We start from the raw sequence: 14,981 nt of genomic DNA on the forward strand, positions 1-14,981 counted from the left end.
CCCACAAGGAACGCATCAAGCCTGATATTTCCGCCAATTCCTATAACAAGAAACCGGAGAACCACTCATGTCGTTAAGCGTGTTCGACCTGTTCAAGATTGGCATCGGCCCCTCCAGTTCCCACACCGTCGGCCCGATGCGTGCTGCTGCGCGTTTCGCCGAAGGCCTGCGACGTGAAAATCTGCTGACCACCACCGCCAGCGTTCGCGTCGAACTCTACGGCTCCCTCGGCGCCACGGGTAAAGGTCACGGCAGCGACAAAGCCGTGTTGCTCGGCCTCGAAGGCGAACACCCCGACACCGTCGATACCGAAACCGTCGCCGCACGCCTGCAAGAAATTCGCGGCAACGGCCGACTGAATCTGCTCGGTGAGCACAGCATTGCGTTCAACGAGAAAGAACACCTGGCAATGATCCGCAAGCCGTTGGCCTATCACCCCAACGGCATGATCTTCCGCGCCTTCGATGCGGCGGGCCTGCAGATTCGCAGCCGCGAGTACTACTCGGTGGGTGGTGGTTTCGTCGTCGACGAGGATGCCGCCGGTGCCGACCGCATCGTCGAAGACGCCACACCGCTGACCTTCCCGTTCAAAAGTGCCAAAGACTTGCTCGGTCATTGCGCCACCTACGGTCTGTCGATCAGCCAGGTGATGCTGACCAACGAAAGCGCTTGGCGCCCGGAAGCGGAAACCCGCGCCGGACTGCTGAACATCTGGCAGGTGATGCAGGACTGCGTGGCTGCAGGTTGCCGTAACGAAGGTATTTTGCCGGGCGGCTTGAAGGTCAAACGTCGTGCGGCAGCGCTGCATCGGCAACTGTGCAAAAACCCGGAATCAGCGTTGCGCGATCCGTTGTCGGTGCTCGACTGGGTCAACCTCTACGCCTTGGCAGTCAACGAAGAAAACGCCAATGGTGGCCGCGTGGTTACCGCACCGACCAACGGCGCGGCGGGGATTATTCCGGCGGTATTGCATTACTACATGCGTTTTATCCCCGGCGCGAATGACGACGGCGTCGTACGGTTTCTGCTGACGGCGGCGGCCATCGGCATTCTCTACAAGGAAAACGCCTCGATCTCCGGCGCCGAAGTCGGTTGTCAGGGTGAAGTCGGCGTGGCCTGTTCGATGGCGGCCGGGGCATTGTGCGAAGTGCTCGGCGGCAGCGTGCAGCAAGTCGAGAACGCCGCGGAAATCGGCATGGAACACAACCTCGGTCTGACCTGCGACCCGATTGGCGGACTGGTGCAGGTGCCGTGCATCGAGCGCAATGCCATGGGCTCGGTGAAAGCCATCAACGCGGTACGCATGGCCATGAGAGGCGACGGCCAGCATTTCGTCTCCCTCGACAAAGTCATCCGCACCATGCGCCAGACCGGCGCCGACATGAAAAGCAAATACAAAGAGACCGCCCGCGGCGGTCTGGCGGTCAACATTATCGAATGCTGAGCCTTATTCAACTCGGCCTCCCTCAGGGAGACGATCGTACTTAGCCCCCTCTCCCCCGGGAGAGAAACGTAACTAGCTCCCTCTCCCTCCGGGAGAGGGCTGGGGTGAGGGGCCTTTGATCTTGATCTAGCCCCGACCCTCGAACCACATTTTCAAGGAGCCACGCATGTCCACCGAACAACTGTCGAAAACCCCGCTGCACGCTCTGCACCTCGAACTCGGCGCCCGCATGGTGCCGTTCGCCGGCTACGACATGCCGGTGCAGTACCCGCTTGGCGTGATGAAAGAACACCAACACACCCGTGAGCAGGCCGGGCTGTTTGACGTCTCGCACATGGGCCAGATTCGCCTGACCGGCGCCAACGCCGGCAAAGCCCTGGAAACCCTGGTGCCGGTGGACATCATCGACCTGCCGGTGGGCATGCAGCGTTACGCGATGTTTACCAACGACAACGGCGGCATTCTCGATGACCTGATGGTCGCCAACCTCGGCAACGATGAACTGTTTCTGGTGGTCAACGCCGCGTGCAAGGATCAGGACCTGGCTCACCTGCAACAACACATTGGCGATCAGTGCACCATTACGGCGCTGTTCGAAGAGCGGGCGCTGCTCGCGTTGCAAGGCCCGACGGCCGTTACAGTGCTGGCGCGTCTTGCGCCGGAAGTAGCAAAGATGACCTTCATGCAATTCAACCGCGTGTCGTTGCTCGGCGTGGATTGCTTCGTCAGCCGTTCGGGTTACACCGGTGAAGACGGTTTCGAAATCTCCGTTCCGGCTGCCGATGCCGAGAAACTCGCCCGCGCCCTGCTCGCCGAACCGGAAGTCCAGGCCATCGGCCTCGGTGCCCGCGATTCGCTGCGTCTGGAAGCCGGCCTGTGCCTGTACGGCCACGACATGAACACCGAGACCACGCCGATCGAAGCGAGCCTGTTGTGGGCGATTTCCAAGCCGCGCCGCGCTGATGGCGCACGGGCTGGCGGTTTCCCGGGGGCAGAGACTGTTTTCGCTCAACAACAGAACGGCGTCGCGCGCAAACGCGTCGGCCTGCTGCCGCAAGAACGTACGCCTGTGCGTGAAGGCGCGGAAATCGTCAACGAAGCCGGCGAAATCATCGGCAGCGTGTGCAGTGGCGGTTTCGGTCCGACCTTGGGCGGGCCGCTGGCGATGGGTTACCTCGACAGTGCTTATGTAACACTCGACACACCGGTCTGGGCCATCGTTCGTGGGAAAAAGGTGCAAATGCTTGTAAGCAAAATGCCATTTGTTCCACAACGCTACTATCGCGGTTGATTGACTGTTTCTATAAGTAACGCGATTGCGTTATGCGTGCACTAATGTGTAACGCAATCGCCACAAAAAAGTGCATTTTCTAACATTCGATTCGCATTTGAACCTTGCTTATAACGTTCGAAAACAATTGAACAAGCGAATCGTCTAAGACCGCACTAGCGAACCGACTAAGTGCCAGCAAGCGTAGGAAAACCGGGCTCTTCACGGGGCTTGTTTTTTCTCCCGTAGTTGGCGTAGAGTTTGTCCACTGTGTTTGCATGGGTCAGCTTTGAATCGTGACCTGGGCAGTAGCCTACAAGTTAGCTACATCCCGTTCGACGTCTTCTTACTCTCCTGCAACCAGCCCCAGTACTCTTTCATGAGAAAGAGACTGTCATCAATTTTTGCGTCAAAGGAAATAAGAAATGTCCACACGTCAGAGCGGTACCGTCAAGTGGTTTAACGACGAGAAAGGTTTTGGTTTTATCACTCCAGAAAGCGGTCCGGATCTGTTCGTGCATTTCCGCGCCATTCAGGGCAACGGCTTCAAAAGCCTGAAAGAAGGCCAGAAAGTGACCTTCGTTGCTGTGCAGGGCCAGAAAGGCATGCAGGCTGACGAAGTACAAGCAGAAGCCTGATTTTCTGTTACGAAAAAGCCCCTGATATTGATATCAGGGGCTTTTTTGTGCGCGCGAATCCGTAAAATGGCGCTTCATTTTGCATCCAGAGGCTGCCATGTCGAAAAACCTGCTCACGCCCCAAGGGGACTTTCCTCCCGTTGGCCTAGGTCGTCGCCTGGCAGCGATGTTCTATGACTTTCTGCTGTGCACCGCACTGCTGATCGTCACCGGCTTCGTTTACAAAATGATCCAGGCCGCGATCATCGGTGAAGAGCGTCTGCGGGTAATGACCGATGCCGGCAAGCTCGACGGTGATCCGCTCTACTCCACCGTGCTGCTGTTGGTGCTGTTTGCGTTCTTCGCCAAGTTCTGGACCCATGGCGGGCAGACATTGGGCATGCAGGTGTGGGGCATTCGCGTGCAGAACGCCAATGGCACGGCGATCAGCCTGTGGCAGGCGCTGTTGCGGTTTATGGTGTCGATTGCGTCGTGGCTGTGCGTAGGGCTGGGATTCTTCTGGTCGCTGTATGACAAGCAGAAGCGCACCTGGCATGACATCTATTCGGATACCCGCCTCGTCCGAATCCCGAAGAAGACCAAATAACTTCCAGACACCAAAAACTACTGTAGGAGTGAGCCTGCTCGCGATAGCGGTGTGTCAGTCAACATAATTGTTATCTGACACACCGCTATCGCGAGCAGGCTCACTCCTACAGGTTTAATTGTTGCCTGAAAGACCTCAGGCGTTACCGGCCAGCTTCATCCGTGCGGCCTGGGTGAAATCCAGCATGCGCTTCAACGGCCGGATCGCCTGCGGAATCAACGCCGGATCAACAAAGATCTCGTTCGTGCCTTCCTTCAAGCTCTTGAGCGTGCGCTCAAGGGTGTTCATGGCCATCCACGGGCAATGCGCGCAACTGCGGCACGCGGCGCCGTTACCGGCGGTTGGCGCTTCGATGAAGACCTTGTCCGGGCACAACTGCTGCATCTTGTAGAAGATGCCACGGTCGGTCGCGACGATCAGCGTCTTGTTCGGCAACGACTGTGCAGCGGCAATCAACTGGCTGGTCGAGCCCACGGCGTCTGCCAGCTCGATCACCGAAGTCGGCGATTCCGGGTGCACCAGAATCGCGGCGTCCGGGTACAGCGCCTTCATGTCTTCGAGTTGCTTGGACTTGAACTCTTCGTGAACGATGCAGGCACCGTCCCAGAGCAGCATGTCGGCGCCGGTCTTGCGCTGAATGTAGGTGCCGAGGTGCTTGTCAGGGCCCCAAATGATCGTCTCGCCGTTGTCCATCAGGCTTTCGACGATTTCCAGTGCGCAACTCGACGTTACTACCCAGTCAGCACGAGCCTTTACCGCTGCGGAGGTGTTGGCGTAGACCACCACCGTGCGCTCCGGGTGCTGATCACAGAACGCCGAGAACTCGTCGACCGGGCAACCCAGGTCGAGCGAGCAGGTCGCGTCCAGCGTTGGCATCAGCACGCGTTTTTCCGGGTTGAGAATCTTCGCGGTCTCGCCCATGAACTTCACGCCGGCGACCACTACGGTCTTGGCCGGATGAGCGTTGCCGAAGCGGGCCATTTCCAGGGAGTCAGAGACACAACCACCGGTTTCTTCGGCCAGAGCCTGAATCACCGGATCGCAATAAAAGTGGGCCACCAGCACCGCGTCCTGAGCCTTCAGCTCGGCGGCAATGGCGGTACGGTAATAAGCCTCTTCCTCAGCGGTCAGCGTTTTGGGCTGTTTGGCATCGAGGTGGGCTTGAACCAGAAGGCGTTCGGAAATCTGCGTCATGTTCGCAAGACCTGCAGGCGCGTTCGCGCGAAAGTCGAGTATACACCCGGCTCCGGACCGCTTGAGGGTACCGCCGGGAGAGTGAGTATTATCAGGCACGGACAGCATTGAAGCTGCGCAAGGCTACAGAATATCCCGTTGATACAAAAGATGATTCTGACCTGCGTCAGCGCTGCGGGTATTGAAATAACGCATAGCGAAATTGCAGGCAAAAAAAAACCCGGAAATCCTCACTTTCGTGGGCCTTCCGGATTTTCTAAACCGCCAAATATGGTGGGTCGTGTGGGATTCGAACCTACGACCAATTGGTTAAAAGCCAACTGCTCTACCAACTGAGCTAACGACCCGCTGTGTGGTGGCGCGTATAATACTGATTTTTAAGGACTATTCAACACCTTTTTGAAAATAATCAAAAATAAGGTGTTGGATCACTTACACCAGCGGCCGCGAAGCCTTCTGCGCGCAGGCGGCAGCTGTCGCATTTACCGCACGCACGGCCATCATCGTCGGCCTGATAGCAGGAAACGGTGAGGCCATAATCAACGCCGAGCTTCACGCCCGCCTGCACGATCTGCGCCTTGCTCAGGTTCTGCAACGGCGCCTGAATACGGAAACCGTTGCCTTCCACACCGGCCTTGGTCGCCAGGTTGGCCATGCGCTCGAACGACTCGATGAACTCCGGACGGCAATCCGGATAGCCCGAGTAATCCACCGCATTAACACCAATGAAGATATCGCGGGCGCCGAGCACTTCCGCCCAACCCAACGCCAGCGACAAGAACACCGTGTTGCGCGCTGGCACGTACGTCACTGGAATGCCTTCGCCCAGCTCTTCAGGGATGTCGATGCTGGCGTCGGTCAGGGCTGAGCCGCCCATGCCATTGAGGTTCAGGCCAATCACCTTGTGCTCGACCACACCCAAGTCGCGGGCGACGCGGGCGGCGGCGTGCAATTCGGCATGGGAACGCTGGCCATAGTCAAAGCTCATGGTGTAGCAGCGATAGCCTTCGGCTCGGGCCATGGCCACTACAGTGGCCGAGTCCAGACCACCGGACAGCAGAATGACCGCACGTTTTTCGGTGGTGTTCAGTTGTTCGGTCATCTCAGCGCCCCGGCTCGTCATTCCACAAATATTTATGCAACTGCAATTGCAACCGCACCGGCAGGTTGTCCGCCACCACCCAGTCCGCCAGATCGCGAGCATTGAGATCATGGTGACTTGGGGAAAACAGCACTTCGCCGGCACGTCGATCAAGACCGTACTGAATCAGTTTGGAGACGGCCCAGTCATAGTCGTCGCGCGAGCAGATGACAAACTTCACCTGATCGTTGGGCGTCAGCAGTTCGATGTTCTCGTAACGGTTGCGATGGGCTTCTTTCGAATCCGGCGTCTTCAGGTCGACAACGCGACTGACGCGCGGATCGACAGCCGAGACGTCGAGGGCGCCGCTGGTTTCCAGCGAGACCTCATAACCGGCATCACACAATTGTTTGAGCAAAGGAATGGCATTGGGCTGTGCCAACGGCTCACCGCCGGTGACACAGACGTAGCGCGGGCGAAATCCGGCCACTTGCTCGAGGATGTCGTCGAGGGTGCGCACGGTACCGCCACTGAAGGCATAGGCGCTGTCGCAGTATTGGCAACGCAATGGGCAACCGGTCAGGCGCACAAAAACCGTGGGCAGCCCGGCAGTCCGCGTTTCCCCCTGCAAAGAGTAGAAAACTTCGGTGATTCTCAATGTGTCTTGCATAGTCGCCACGGGCGTAACAGCTAAACAGGCTGTCCGCCTCCGTCAGGCACTTCAGGCAATCCCGCCAACGCGTAGACCGCAAGAAGCGTGTTTCAGAAAAAGGGCGTGAATTCTAACGAAAAAACCCGCGACAAGCGCGGGTTTCTTCCAAACGGGTCAAGCCTGCTTACATGCGTTGCAGATCGCGTTGGGCCAACTGAGCAGCCGAGGTACCCGGATATTGGGCCACCACCTGCTGCAGAATGCCTTTGACCTTGTCGGTATGACCGAGGCGGCGCTCTACATCAGCCAGCTTGTACAGCGAATCCGGCACTTTGGCGTGCTTGGGATACAGCTGCGAAACCTTGGCGAAAGCCTGACCTGCGCCTTGCAGATCGCCTTTGGCCAGATTCACTTCACCCAACCAGTACTGGGCGTTACCCGCGTATTGGCTGTTCGGGTATTTGCGCAGGAAAGCGGCAAAAGCCTGGCTGGCCTTGTCGAAATCCTTGGCTTTGATCAGGTCGAAAGCGGCATCGTAATACAGCTTTTCCTTGGCCGGATCACCCGGTTCACTGCTTGCAGCAGGTGCCTGGGCAGCAGCCCCGGCGCCAGCAGCAGCACCGGCAGCAGCACTTGCATCGCCACCGGCAGAAGAATTCTCAGGAGTCGCGGCAGGTGCAACGCCGGATCCTATGCGCCGATCAAGATCCTGGTATCGCTCCAGGGACTCCTGCTTCATGCGCGCAACCTGATTCTGCAGTTCTTCGATCACACCTTGCTGGCGCGATATCTGATCCTGCATCTGTTGCAATTGGTTGAACAGCATGCCTTGTGCCGAGGCAGGGGCCGAAGCCGCTCCCCCGGCATAGGCGCCGTTCGTACCGTAACCTGCAGGCGGATAACTGCTCCCGCTATTGTTATAACCGGAGTTGTCATCGACCACAGGAACCGCAGCCCACGCCGCAAGCGGCGCGAGGCTGAGAGCCAGAACAGTTACAGCACGACGGCACGTTCGCATATCGAATTACTTACGCAGTTCGACGCGACGGTTTTGAGCCCAGGACTGCTCGTCGTTGCCGGTAGCAACTGGACGCTCTTCGCCGTAGGAAACCAGTTCCAGCTGAGCTGGGGAAACACCTTGCAGTACCAGGTAGCGCTGAACGGCTTTCGCACGACGCTCGCCCAGTGCCATGTTGTACTCACGAGTACCACGTTCGTCGGTGTTGCCTTCCAGAACAACGCGAGCGCCGTTTGCTTTCAGGTCTTTGGCGTGAACGTCCAGAGCGCGCATGGCTTCTGGCTTCAGGTCCGAGCTGTCGTATTCGAAGTAGAAGGTGGTGATTGCGCGCAGAGCAGCTTCTTCGCTCAGGGAACCGTCAACGGCACCAGTGTTTGCGCCGTAACCAGCGTTTGGATCAACAGCGCCTTCACCGGCGTTGTCGCCGCCTTTGGACGAGCAACCTACAGCTACAGCCATGGCCAGAGCCAGCGCAGCAAATTTACCAAACTTCAGCATTTCCATCGTGAAACTCCTAATGAACCCCAGTGTGTTAAGTAAAACGTGTAGCGCCCGCTCACTTCAGGTAAGGGGACCAGGACGGTTCTCTGACTTCGCCTTGAGCGGTAGGAAGCGGGAGCCTAACGCGTCCATTAATGGACACGAGCATCAAGACTCCCCGGCCCTGTTGGCGGGTGGCGTAGATTACCATGGTGCCGTTGGGCGCAACAGTAGGTGACTCGTCCAGAGTGCTATCAGTGAGGATCTTTACACTACCTCGCTGCAGATCCTGAGCTGCCACCTTGAAATTGGTGAAGCCATCCTGACGATGGATCATCACCAAAGTCTTTTCATCTGCCGAAAGTTTCGGGTTGGCATTGTAGTTACCTACAAACGTCACACGCTCGGCACCACCGCCACTGGCGCTGGTTTTGTAGATCTGAGGCTTGCCGCCGCGGTCCGAGGTGAAGTAGATGGTCGAGCCATCCTTGCCCCAGTACGGCTCGGTGTTGATGCCAGGACCTGCGGTCACGCGGGTGATCTGACGCGAAGCCAGATTCATCACATAGATGTCCGGGTTACCGTCTTTCGACAGTACGAACGCCAGGCGATCACCATTCGGCGACCAGGCTGGCGCGCCGTTCAGGCCTTCGAAATTGGTGATTTGCTCACGGCGACCGGTGTCGATGTTCTGCATGAAGATGCGCGGACGCTTCTGCTCGAACGACACGTAGGCGATGCGCTTGCCATCCGGTGCGAAGCGCGGCGACAGAATCGGCTCACGCGATTGCAACAGCGTCACGGCGCGAGCACCGTCGTAGTCCGAACGCTGCAGGGTGTAACGGGTGTTCTTCTCGGAGAAGCGCTCGGCCGTCACGTACAGCAGACGCGTCGAGAACGCACCTTCAATACCGGTCAGTTTCTGGAACGACTGATCGGAGATGAAGTGCGCCATGTCGCGCAATTGCTCGGTGGTACCGGAAACACTGCCGTCTGCCACTTTTTGCTCGGTGGCTACGTTGAACAGCGCCCACTGCACCTGCAAGCGACCGCCCGCTGGCGCAATGCTGCCGACCATCATGTATTGAGCACCCACCGCCTTCCAGTCACGGAAGATGATTTCGCTCGGCTGGCTTGGCTGGCTGATCATGTTTTGCTTTGGAATCGGCGAGTAGTAGCCCGAGTTGCGCAAATCGTTACCAATGATTTCAGCCATGTCGTCCGGCAGCACGGCACCGCCCTGCATACCAAACGGTACAACGGCGATCGGGGTTGCCCGATCGCTGCCGCTGGTGACCAGAATGTTCTTTTCATCCGCCATCGCGATCCCTGCCATGCAGCAGATCACGACCAGCATTCCTCGAAGAAGGTTTCTCACAAGGCTAGATCCTCAGGTGTGAATGTCATCTTGAATGAACGATACGGAGCGAAATCGCTCGGCTTCATTCCCTGCATTTCTGTCAAACGTCCAATATTTTTGACCGCTGCCACTGCCGAAGCATCGAACGGACCATCGCCACTGGATTTGGCCACGCTGACCGAAGTCACCGTACCGTCCGGCAACATGCCGATCTGCAACACCACCGTCATGCCTTTGCGTGCCGAAGGTGGACGGGCCCAGCCTTCTGCAGCTCGCGCACGAATCAGGTCATCGAAACTGCCCGCGACTTCGTCGCCCTGCTCATCGGCCAAGGCCTGCTGGCGCTGCGGCGTATCGGAAAGCAAATCGGCCAAGGCCTGAGCCTTTTTGTCTTCGGTCGATTTACGTGCTGCATCCTGCGCTTTCTTCTTCGCAGCATCGGCAGCAGCTTTCTTCTTCGCTTCGTCGGCGATTTTCTTCTTCGCCTCTTCAGCTTCAGCTTTCTTCTTGGCGTCTTCGGCGGCTTTCTTCTTCGCGTCTTCGACGATCTTCTTCTTGGCTTCTTCAGCGGCTTCTTTCTTGGCTTCTTCCTTAGCCTCTTCTTCAGCCTTCTTCTTGGCTATATCAGCCAATTGTTTCTCTTCGGCCTTCTTGGCTTCGGCTTTCTTCGCGTCGTCAGCTTTCTTGGCGTCATCCGCCTTTTTAGCTTCATCCGCTTTTTTAGCCTCATCGGCCTTCTTGGCTTCCTCGGCTTTTTGAGCCGCTTCTTCTTTCTTTTGTTCCGCAGCGGCCTTGATCTCTTCCTGCTCGACCTTTTTCTGTTCCATCTGCTCGACTTCAGTCTGGCGCGCGGCGGATTTCTTCGCCTCACCCGCAATCTTCTGATTGGTCTGGGTGGTTGCCTGACTTTTCGATTTCAGTTGGTACAGGGTCGCCTGGACAATCGGCTTGGCCGGCGGCAGCTCTGGTGTGAAGGCAAAACTGACGAACAGCATGCCGAACACCAGCACGTGCAGGACAATTGCCAGAACACTAGGCCAGAAGTAGCTTTCCGAGGCGGACGGCTCTCGCTGTTGCTGCATCAGGGGGCCTCGGTAATCAAACCAACATTACCGACCCCGGCTTTCTGCAACCCGCCCATGGCGCCCATGACAGAACCATAGTCGACGGTCTTGTCACCGCGGATGAAGACCTGGGTACGCTTGCCGCCTTCGGTGCCGGCACGAATGATCTTGGTCACCGCGTCGGTCATTTGCGGCAGGGTCATGGCCCTGTCCTGTTGCTTCTCGGTGTCGACTTCGCTGCCAAGGTTCCAGTAGTAGGTCTTGTCAGCCTTGATCGAAATAGTCAGGACCTGCGTGTTGTTGTCCTGCGGCAAGGCTTCGCTGGAAACCTTGGGCAGATCAACTTTCACGCCCTGATTGAGCATCGGCGCGGTCACCATGAAGATGACCAGCAGCACCAACATCACGTCGATGTATGGCACCACGTTCATCTCGGCGACCGGCTTGCGCTTTTTGCGAGCTCGAGCGATTAAAGCCATTGGAAATTACCTGCTTATTCTTCGCTGGTGTGCACTTTGCGGTGCAGGATCGCCTGGAATTCATCGGCGAAGGTGTAGTAGCGGCTCAGCAAGGTTTCGCTGCGGGCAGAGAAACGGTTGTAAGCGATAACTGCCGGGATTGCCGCGAACAGGCCGATCGCGGTGGCGATCAGGGCTTCGGCGATACCCGGGGCCACAGTGGCCAGGGTGGCTTGCTGGGCGCTGGCCAGACCGCGGAAGGAGTTCATGATGCCCCACACGGTACCGAACAGACCGATGTACGGGCTGACCGAACCGACAGTGGCGAGGAACGGCAGGCTCTGCTCCAGTTTCTCTTCTTCGCGGGAGATGGCGACGCGCATGGCCCGGGCCACGCCTTCCATCACCGCTTCAGGATCGACGCCTGGCTGCTGACGCAGACGCGAGAACTCCTTGAAGCCGGCACGGAAGATCTGCTCAACGCCCGAATCCGGATCCGGGTTGCTGCCCGCCTGACGGTACAGCTTGGACAGGTCGATACCCGACCAGAAGCGCTCTTCGAAGCTCTCCAGGGCGCGTCGACCGGCGCGCAGCAGATTGCTGCGCTGAAAGATCATGATCCATGAGGTCACCGATGCGGCCACCAGGGTCAACATTACCAACTGCACCACGATGCTGGCATTGCTGACCAGGCTCCACATGGAGGAATGGTCGACGACGTTAGCTTCCACGCTTTATCTCCTGCTTTGAGTGTGTACCCGGGCCGACCGCGTCGGCGAAGGCCGCACGCAAATCTTCGGGAAGGGCCCGGGGTTTCAAACTGTTAGTGCGCACACAGGCCACCAAAAACTGCCCCTCACAGAGCAGCACATTATCCGTTGCCCGCCTGACCTGCTGTTTGAAGCGCAGGCTGACCCGGTTCAATTCGATTACATCAGCGCTTACCAGCAGTTCGTCGTCCAGTCGCGCCGGCGCGTGATAGCGCGCTTCGCTGGAGTGCACGACAAACAACAGGTCCTCCCCTGCCAGCTGCGATTGGGCAAAGCCCAGTTCGCGAAGCCGCTCGGTTCGAGCCCGTTCCATAAACTTGAGGTAATTAACGTAATACACGATGCCGCCCGCATCGGTGTCCTCGTAATAAACGCGACAACGATGTGCGAACGGCTCAAGCCCGTTTTGCGCGCGCATACTCTAGTGCTTACTCCTCAGGTTGCCAATCCGGCCAGGCAACTGTTTTTCATGGTTTCAGAGCTTTACCGCAAAAGTACCGTCCTGTGACCGTACAAACCCTGAATAAATCGACAACAAATGTGTATTAATCGTCCACGGCATCGAGAAACTCGTCTGCCACGGGCATTTCACCCATTCGTGACGGAATGTTTAAACCGAAGTGCAGGTACGCATGGCGCGTCACCACCCTGCCCCGTGGCGTGCGCATGATGTAACCCTGCTGGATCAGATACGGTTCCAGCACATCCTCAATGGTGTGACGTTCTTCACTGATCGCAGCGGCGAGGCTGTCGATACCGACCGGGCCGCCATCGAACTTCTCGATCATGGTCAACAGCAGACGCCGGTCCTGATGATCGAAACCATGCTCGTCGACGTCCAGCAGGTTCAGCGCCAGATCCGCCACCGCTTTGGTGATGTGGCCCTTGGCGCGGACTTCGGCGAAGTCACGCACGCGGCGCAACAGACGGTTGGCGATTCGCGGCGTACCACGGGCACGACGTGCGATTTCGAACGAACCTTCCGGATCCAGCGGCAGACCGAGAATCGCCGCCGAACGGCTGACAATCGTCGCCAGATCGGCCGTGCTGTAGAACTCAAGACGCTGGACAATACCGAAGCGGTCACGCAACGGGTTGGTCAGCATGCCGGCGCGAGTGGTTGCGCCCACCAAAGTGAACGGCGGCAGATCGAGTTTGATCGAACGCGCGGCCGGCCCTTCACCGATCATGATATCGAGCTGGAAATCTTCCATCGCCGGGTACAGCACTTCTTCAACGATCGGCGACAGGCGATGGATTTCGTCGATGAACAGCACGTCGTGCGGTTCGAGGTTGGTCAGCAGCGCCGCCAGATCACCCGGACGCTCAAGTACCGGACCGGATGTGCTCTTGATAGACACGCCCATTTCCTGGGCAATGATGTTCGCCAGCGTGGTCTTACCCAGACCCGGCGGGCCGAAGATCAGGGTGTGGTCGAGGGATTCGCTACGACCACGGGCAGCCTGAATGAACAGTTCCATCTGCTCGCGCACGGTCGGCTGGCCAATGTAGTCGGCCAGACTGACCGGTCGAATGGCCCGGTCCTGGACTTCTTCGCGCTCACGCGGGCTGTGCGCGGCGGTGATCAGACGATCAGCTTCAATCACTTAAATCATTCCCTTCAGGGCACGGCGGATCAGGTCTTCACTGCTCAAATTCTTGTCCTTGATGGCGGTAATCGCCTTGCTCGCTTCCTGCGGCTTGTAGCCCAGGGAAATCAGCGCGCTGACCGCATCGTTCTCGGCGGTATTGACCGGCGCCGGACCATCAGGCTGATTCGGCACCAGGGCAAACATCGCCGGCGAAGTTTCCCAGGCCTTGAAGCGGTCTTTCAACTCAACCAGCAAGCGCTCGGCGGTTTTCTTGCCGACTCCCGGCACTTTGGTCAAGGCCGAGGTGTCCTGCGACTGCACACAGCGGATCAGCTCATCGACTTCCAGGCTCGACATCAACGCCAGGGCCAATTTTGGCCCGACACCATTGAGACGGATCAACTCGCGAAAAAAGTCTCGCTCACGCTTGCCGGCAAAACCATAGAGTAACTGCGCGTCTTCGCGTACGACCAAATGGGTGTGCAGGGTCAGCGGTTCACCGACCGACGGCAGACGATAAAGGGTGGTCATGGGCACTTCCAGCTCATACCCGAGGCCGTTTACATCCAGAATCAGGTGCGGCGGCTGTTTCTCAGCCAGGGTGCCGCGCAAGCGTCCAATCACGTTTCAGATCCTTGAGCGTTGGCCAGCCGTGGGCTGGCGACTATCGAAAGACGAATTTCGCGCCGACGACTCAGGCGCAGGAAATCCACTTTCAAGAAAATTGATGCTGATGCTATCAGAGACGCAGGCGCCCGCCACGACTGCGTGCCGCTCCCAAACCGTGGGGCAGCAGACTGGAACGCGTGTGCGCATGGCAAATGGCAATGGCCAGGGCGTCCGAGGCATCGATTTGTGGTTTGCTGGTCAGTTTGAGCATGTGCATGACCATCATTTGCACCTGTTCTTTATTCGCCGCGCCGGTGCCGACCACAGCCTGTTTAACTTGAGTGGCGGTGTACTCGGCGATCTCCAGACTCTCTTCAGCGCCAGCCACGATTGCAGCGCCGCGAGCCTGACCGAGCTTCAGCGCCGAATCGGCGTTTTTCGCCATAAAGACTTTTTCGATGCCCATGGTCACCGGACCGTAGGTCTGAATGATCTCCCGCACACCGCGATAGACGATTTGCAGGCGTTCATGCAGTTCGCCCGCGCCGGTACGAATGCAGCCGGAAGCCACATAAATACAACCGCCACGCCCGGTATCTCGAACAATGCCGTAACCGGTGATGCGCGAACCGGGGTCGATACCAAGAATTAAAGTCATAACGCCTGCAGAAATTGATGCGAAAGCTGAGGGTACATGTAGGAGCTGCCGAAGGCTGCGATCTTTTGATCTTTCAAAAACAGAAAGATCGCAGCCTTCGGCAGCTC

At 57.9% G+C, this 14,981-nt stretch carries 17 protein-coding genes and 1 tRNA gene; 4 read left to right on the forward strand and 14 right to left on the reverse strand.

Going from position 1 to position 14,981, the window contains the following annotated elements; translation table 11 throughout:
• Positions 1 to 67: 67 nt before the first annotated feature.
• From PMI23_RS24080 to PMI23_RS24095, 4 genes are all read left to right on the forward strand, one after another.
• Positions 68 to 1,444 (forward strand): L-serine ammonia-lyase, encoded by a 1,377-nt coding sequence (locus PMI23_RS24080; protein WP_007919240.1) that lies wholly within the window; start codon positions 68 to 70, stop codon positions 1,442 to 1,444.
• Between the two features lie 166 nt (positions 1,445 to 1,610).
• Positions 1,611 to 2,735 (forward strand): glycine cleavage system aminomethyltransferase GcvT, encoded by a 1,125-nt coding sequence (gcvT, locus tag PMI23_RS24085; protein ID WP_007919241.1) that lies wholly within the window; start codon positions 1,611 to 1,613, stop codon positions 2,733 to 2,735.
• Positions 2,736 to 3,139: 404 nt separating this feature from the next.
• Positions 3,140 to 3,352: a cold-shock protein gene (locus PMI23_RS24090; RefSeq protein WP_003227496.1), complete on the forward strand. Its 213-nt coding sequence runs from the start codon at positions 3,140 to 3,142 to the stop codon at positions 3,350 to 3,352.
• 97 nt (positions 3,353 to 3,449) lie between these two features.
• Positions 3,450 to 3,938: an RDD family protein gene (locus tag PMI23_RS24095; RefSeq protein ID WP_007950167.1), complete on the forward strand. Its 489-nt coding sequence runs from the start codon at positions 3,450 to 3,452 to the stop codon at positions 3,936 to 3,938.
• A gap of 135 nt (positions 3,939 to 4,073) precedes the next feature.
• Here PMI23_RS24095 and nadA read toward each other — a convergent pair whose 3' ends face one another.
• The 14 genes from nadA to ruvC form a co-directional block, all read right to left on the reverse strand.
• On the reverse strand, positions 4,074 to 5,132 hold the full coding sequence (gene nadA / locus PMI23_RS24100; RefSeq protein WP_007912718.1) for a quinolinate synthase NadA: 1,059 nt from the start codon (positions 5,130 to 5,132) through the stop codon (positions 4,074 to 4,076).
• A 271-nt stretch (positions 5,133 to 5,403) separates the two neighbouring features.
• Positions 5,404 to 5,479, reverse strand: a tRNA-Lys gene (locus PMI23_RS24105).
• Positions 5,480 to 5,541: 62 nt separating this feature from the next.
• A complete protein-coding gene (gene queC / locus PMI23_RS24110) occupies positions 5,542 to 6,234 on the reverse strand; it encodes a 7-cyano-7-deazaguanine synthase QueC (protein WP_007912720.1) in 693 nt (230 codons plus the stop codon).
• A 1-nt stretch (position 6,235) separates the two neighbouring features.
• A complete protein-coding gene (gene queE, locus PMI23_RS24115) occupies positions 6,236 to 6,883 on the reverse strand; it encodes a 7-carboxy-7-deazaguanine synthase QueE (RefSeq protein WP_007912722.1) in 648 nt (215 codons plus the stop codon).
• A gap of 166 nt (positions 6,884 to 7,049) precedes the next feature.
• Positions 7,050 to 7,883: a tol-pal system protein YbgF gene (ybgF, locus tag PMI23_RS24120; RefSeq protein WP_007912724.1), complete on the reverse strand. Its 834-nt coding sequence runs from the start codon at positions 7,881 to 7,883 to the stop codon at positions 7,050 to 7,052.
• A gap of 6 nt (positions 7,884 to 7,889) precedes the next feature.
• Positions 7,890 to 8,387 carry a peptidoglycan-associated lipoprotein Pal gene (gene pal, locus PMI23_RS24125; protein WP_003178634.1) on the reverse strand — a complete coding sequence of 166 codons (498 nt, stop codon included), beginning with the start codon at positions 8,385 to 8,387 and terminating at the stop codon, positions 7,890 to 7,892.
• 52 nt (positions 8,388 to 8,439) lie between these two features.
• Positions 8,440 to 9,720 (reverse strand): Tol-Pal system beta propeller repeat protein TolB, encoded by a 1,281-nt coding sequence (gene tolB, locus PMI23_RS24130; RefSeq protein ID WP_016983828.1) that lies wholly within the window; start codon positions 9,718 to 9,720, stop codon positions 8,440 to 8,442.
• A 17-nt stretch (positions 9,721 to 9,737) separates the two neighbouring features.
• Entirely contained in the window at positions 9,738 to 10,805 is a 1,068-nt protein-coding gene (gene tolA, locus PMI23_RS24135) for a cell envelope integrity protein TolA (protein ID WP_007912728.1), read from the reverse strand.
• Positions 10,805 to 11,257, reverse strand: a complete 453-nt coding sequence (gene tolR / locus PMI23_RS24140; protein WP_161806672.1) for a protein TolR — start codon at positions 11,255 to 11,257, stop codon at positions 10,805 to 10,807. Before tolR ends, tolA begins: the two co-directional genes overlap by 1 nt.
• A 23-nt stretch (positions 11,258 to 11,280) precedes the next feature.
• Positions 11,281 to 11,976, reverse strand: coding sequence for a protein TolQ (tolQ, locus tag PMI23_RS24145; RefSeq protein ID WP_007912733.1), 696 nt, complete (start codon positions 11,974 to 11,976; stop codon positions 11,281 to 11,283).
• On the reverse strand, positions 11,966 to 12,433 hold the full coding sequence (ybgC, locus tag PMI23_RS24150) for a tol-pal system-associated acyl-CoA thioesterase (RefSeq protein ID WP_007912735.1): 468 nt from the start codon (positions 12,431 to 12,433) through the stop codon (positions 11,966 to 11,968). The genes tolQ and ybgC overlap by 11 nt, the downstream gene beginning before the upstream one ends.
• A gap of 127 nt (positions 12,434 to 12,560) precedes the next feature.
• Entirely contained in the window at positions 12,561 to 13,622 is a 1,062-nt protein-coding gene (gene ruvB / locus PMI23_RS24155; protein WP_007912736.1) for a Holliday junction branch migration DNA helicase RuvB, read from the reverse strand.
• Entirely contained in the window at positions 13,623 to 14,231 is a 609-nt protein-coding gene (gene ruvA / locus PMI23_RS24160; RefSeq protein ID WP_003227522.1) for a Holliday junction branch migration protein RuvA, read from the reverse strand.
• A gap of 115 nt (positions 14,232 to 14,346) precedes the next feature.
• Complete coding sequence (ruvC, locus tag PMI23_RS24165; RefSeq protein ID WP_007912737.1) at positions 14,347 to 14,874, reverse strand: crossover junction endodeoxyribonuclease RuvC; 528 nt, start codon at positions 14,872 to 14,874, stop codon at positions 14,347 to 14,349.
• Positions 14,875 to 14,981: the final 107 nt, after the last annotated feature.

Source organism: Pseudomonas sp. GM24 (assembly GCF_000282235.1).
Classification (GTDB): domain Bacteria; phylum Pseudomonadota; class Gammaproteobacteria; order Pseudomonadales; family Pseudomonadaceae; genus Aquipseudomonas.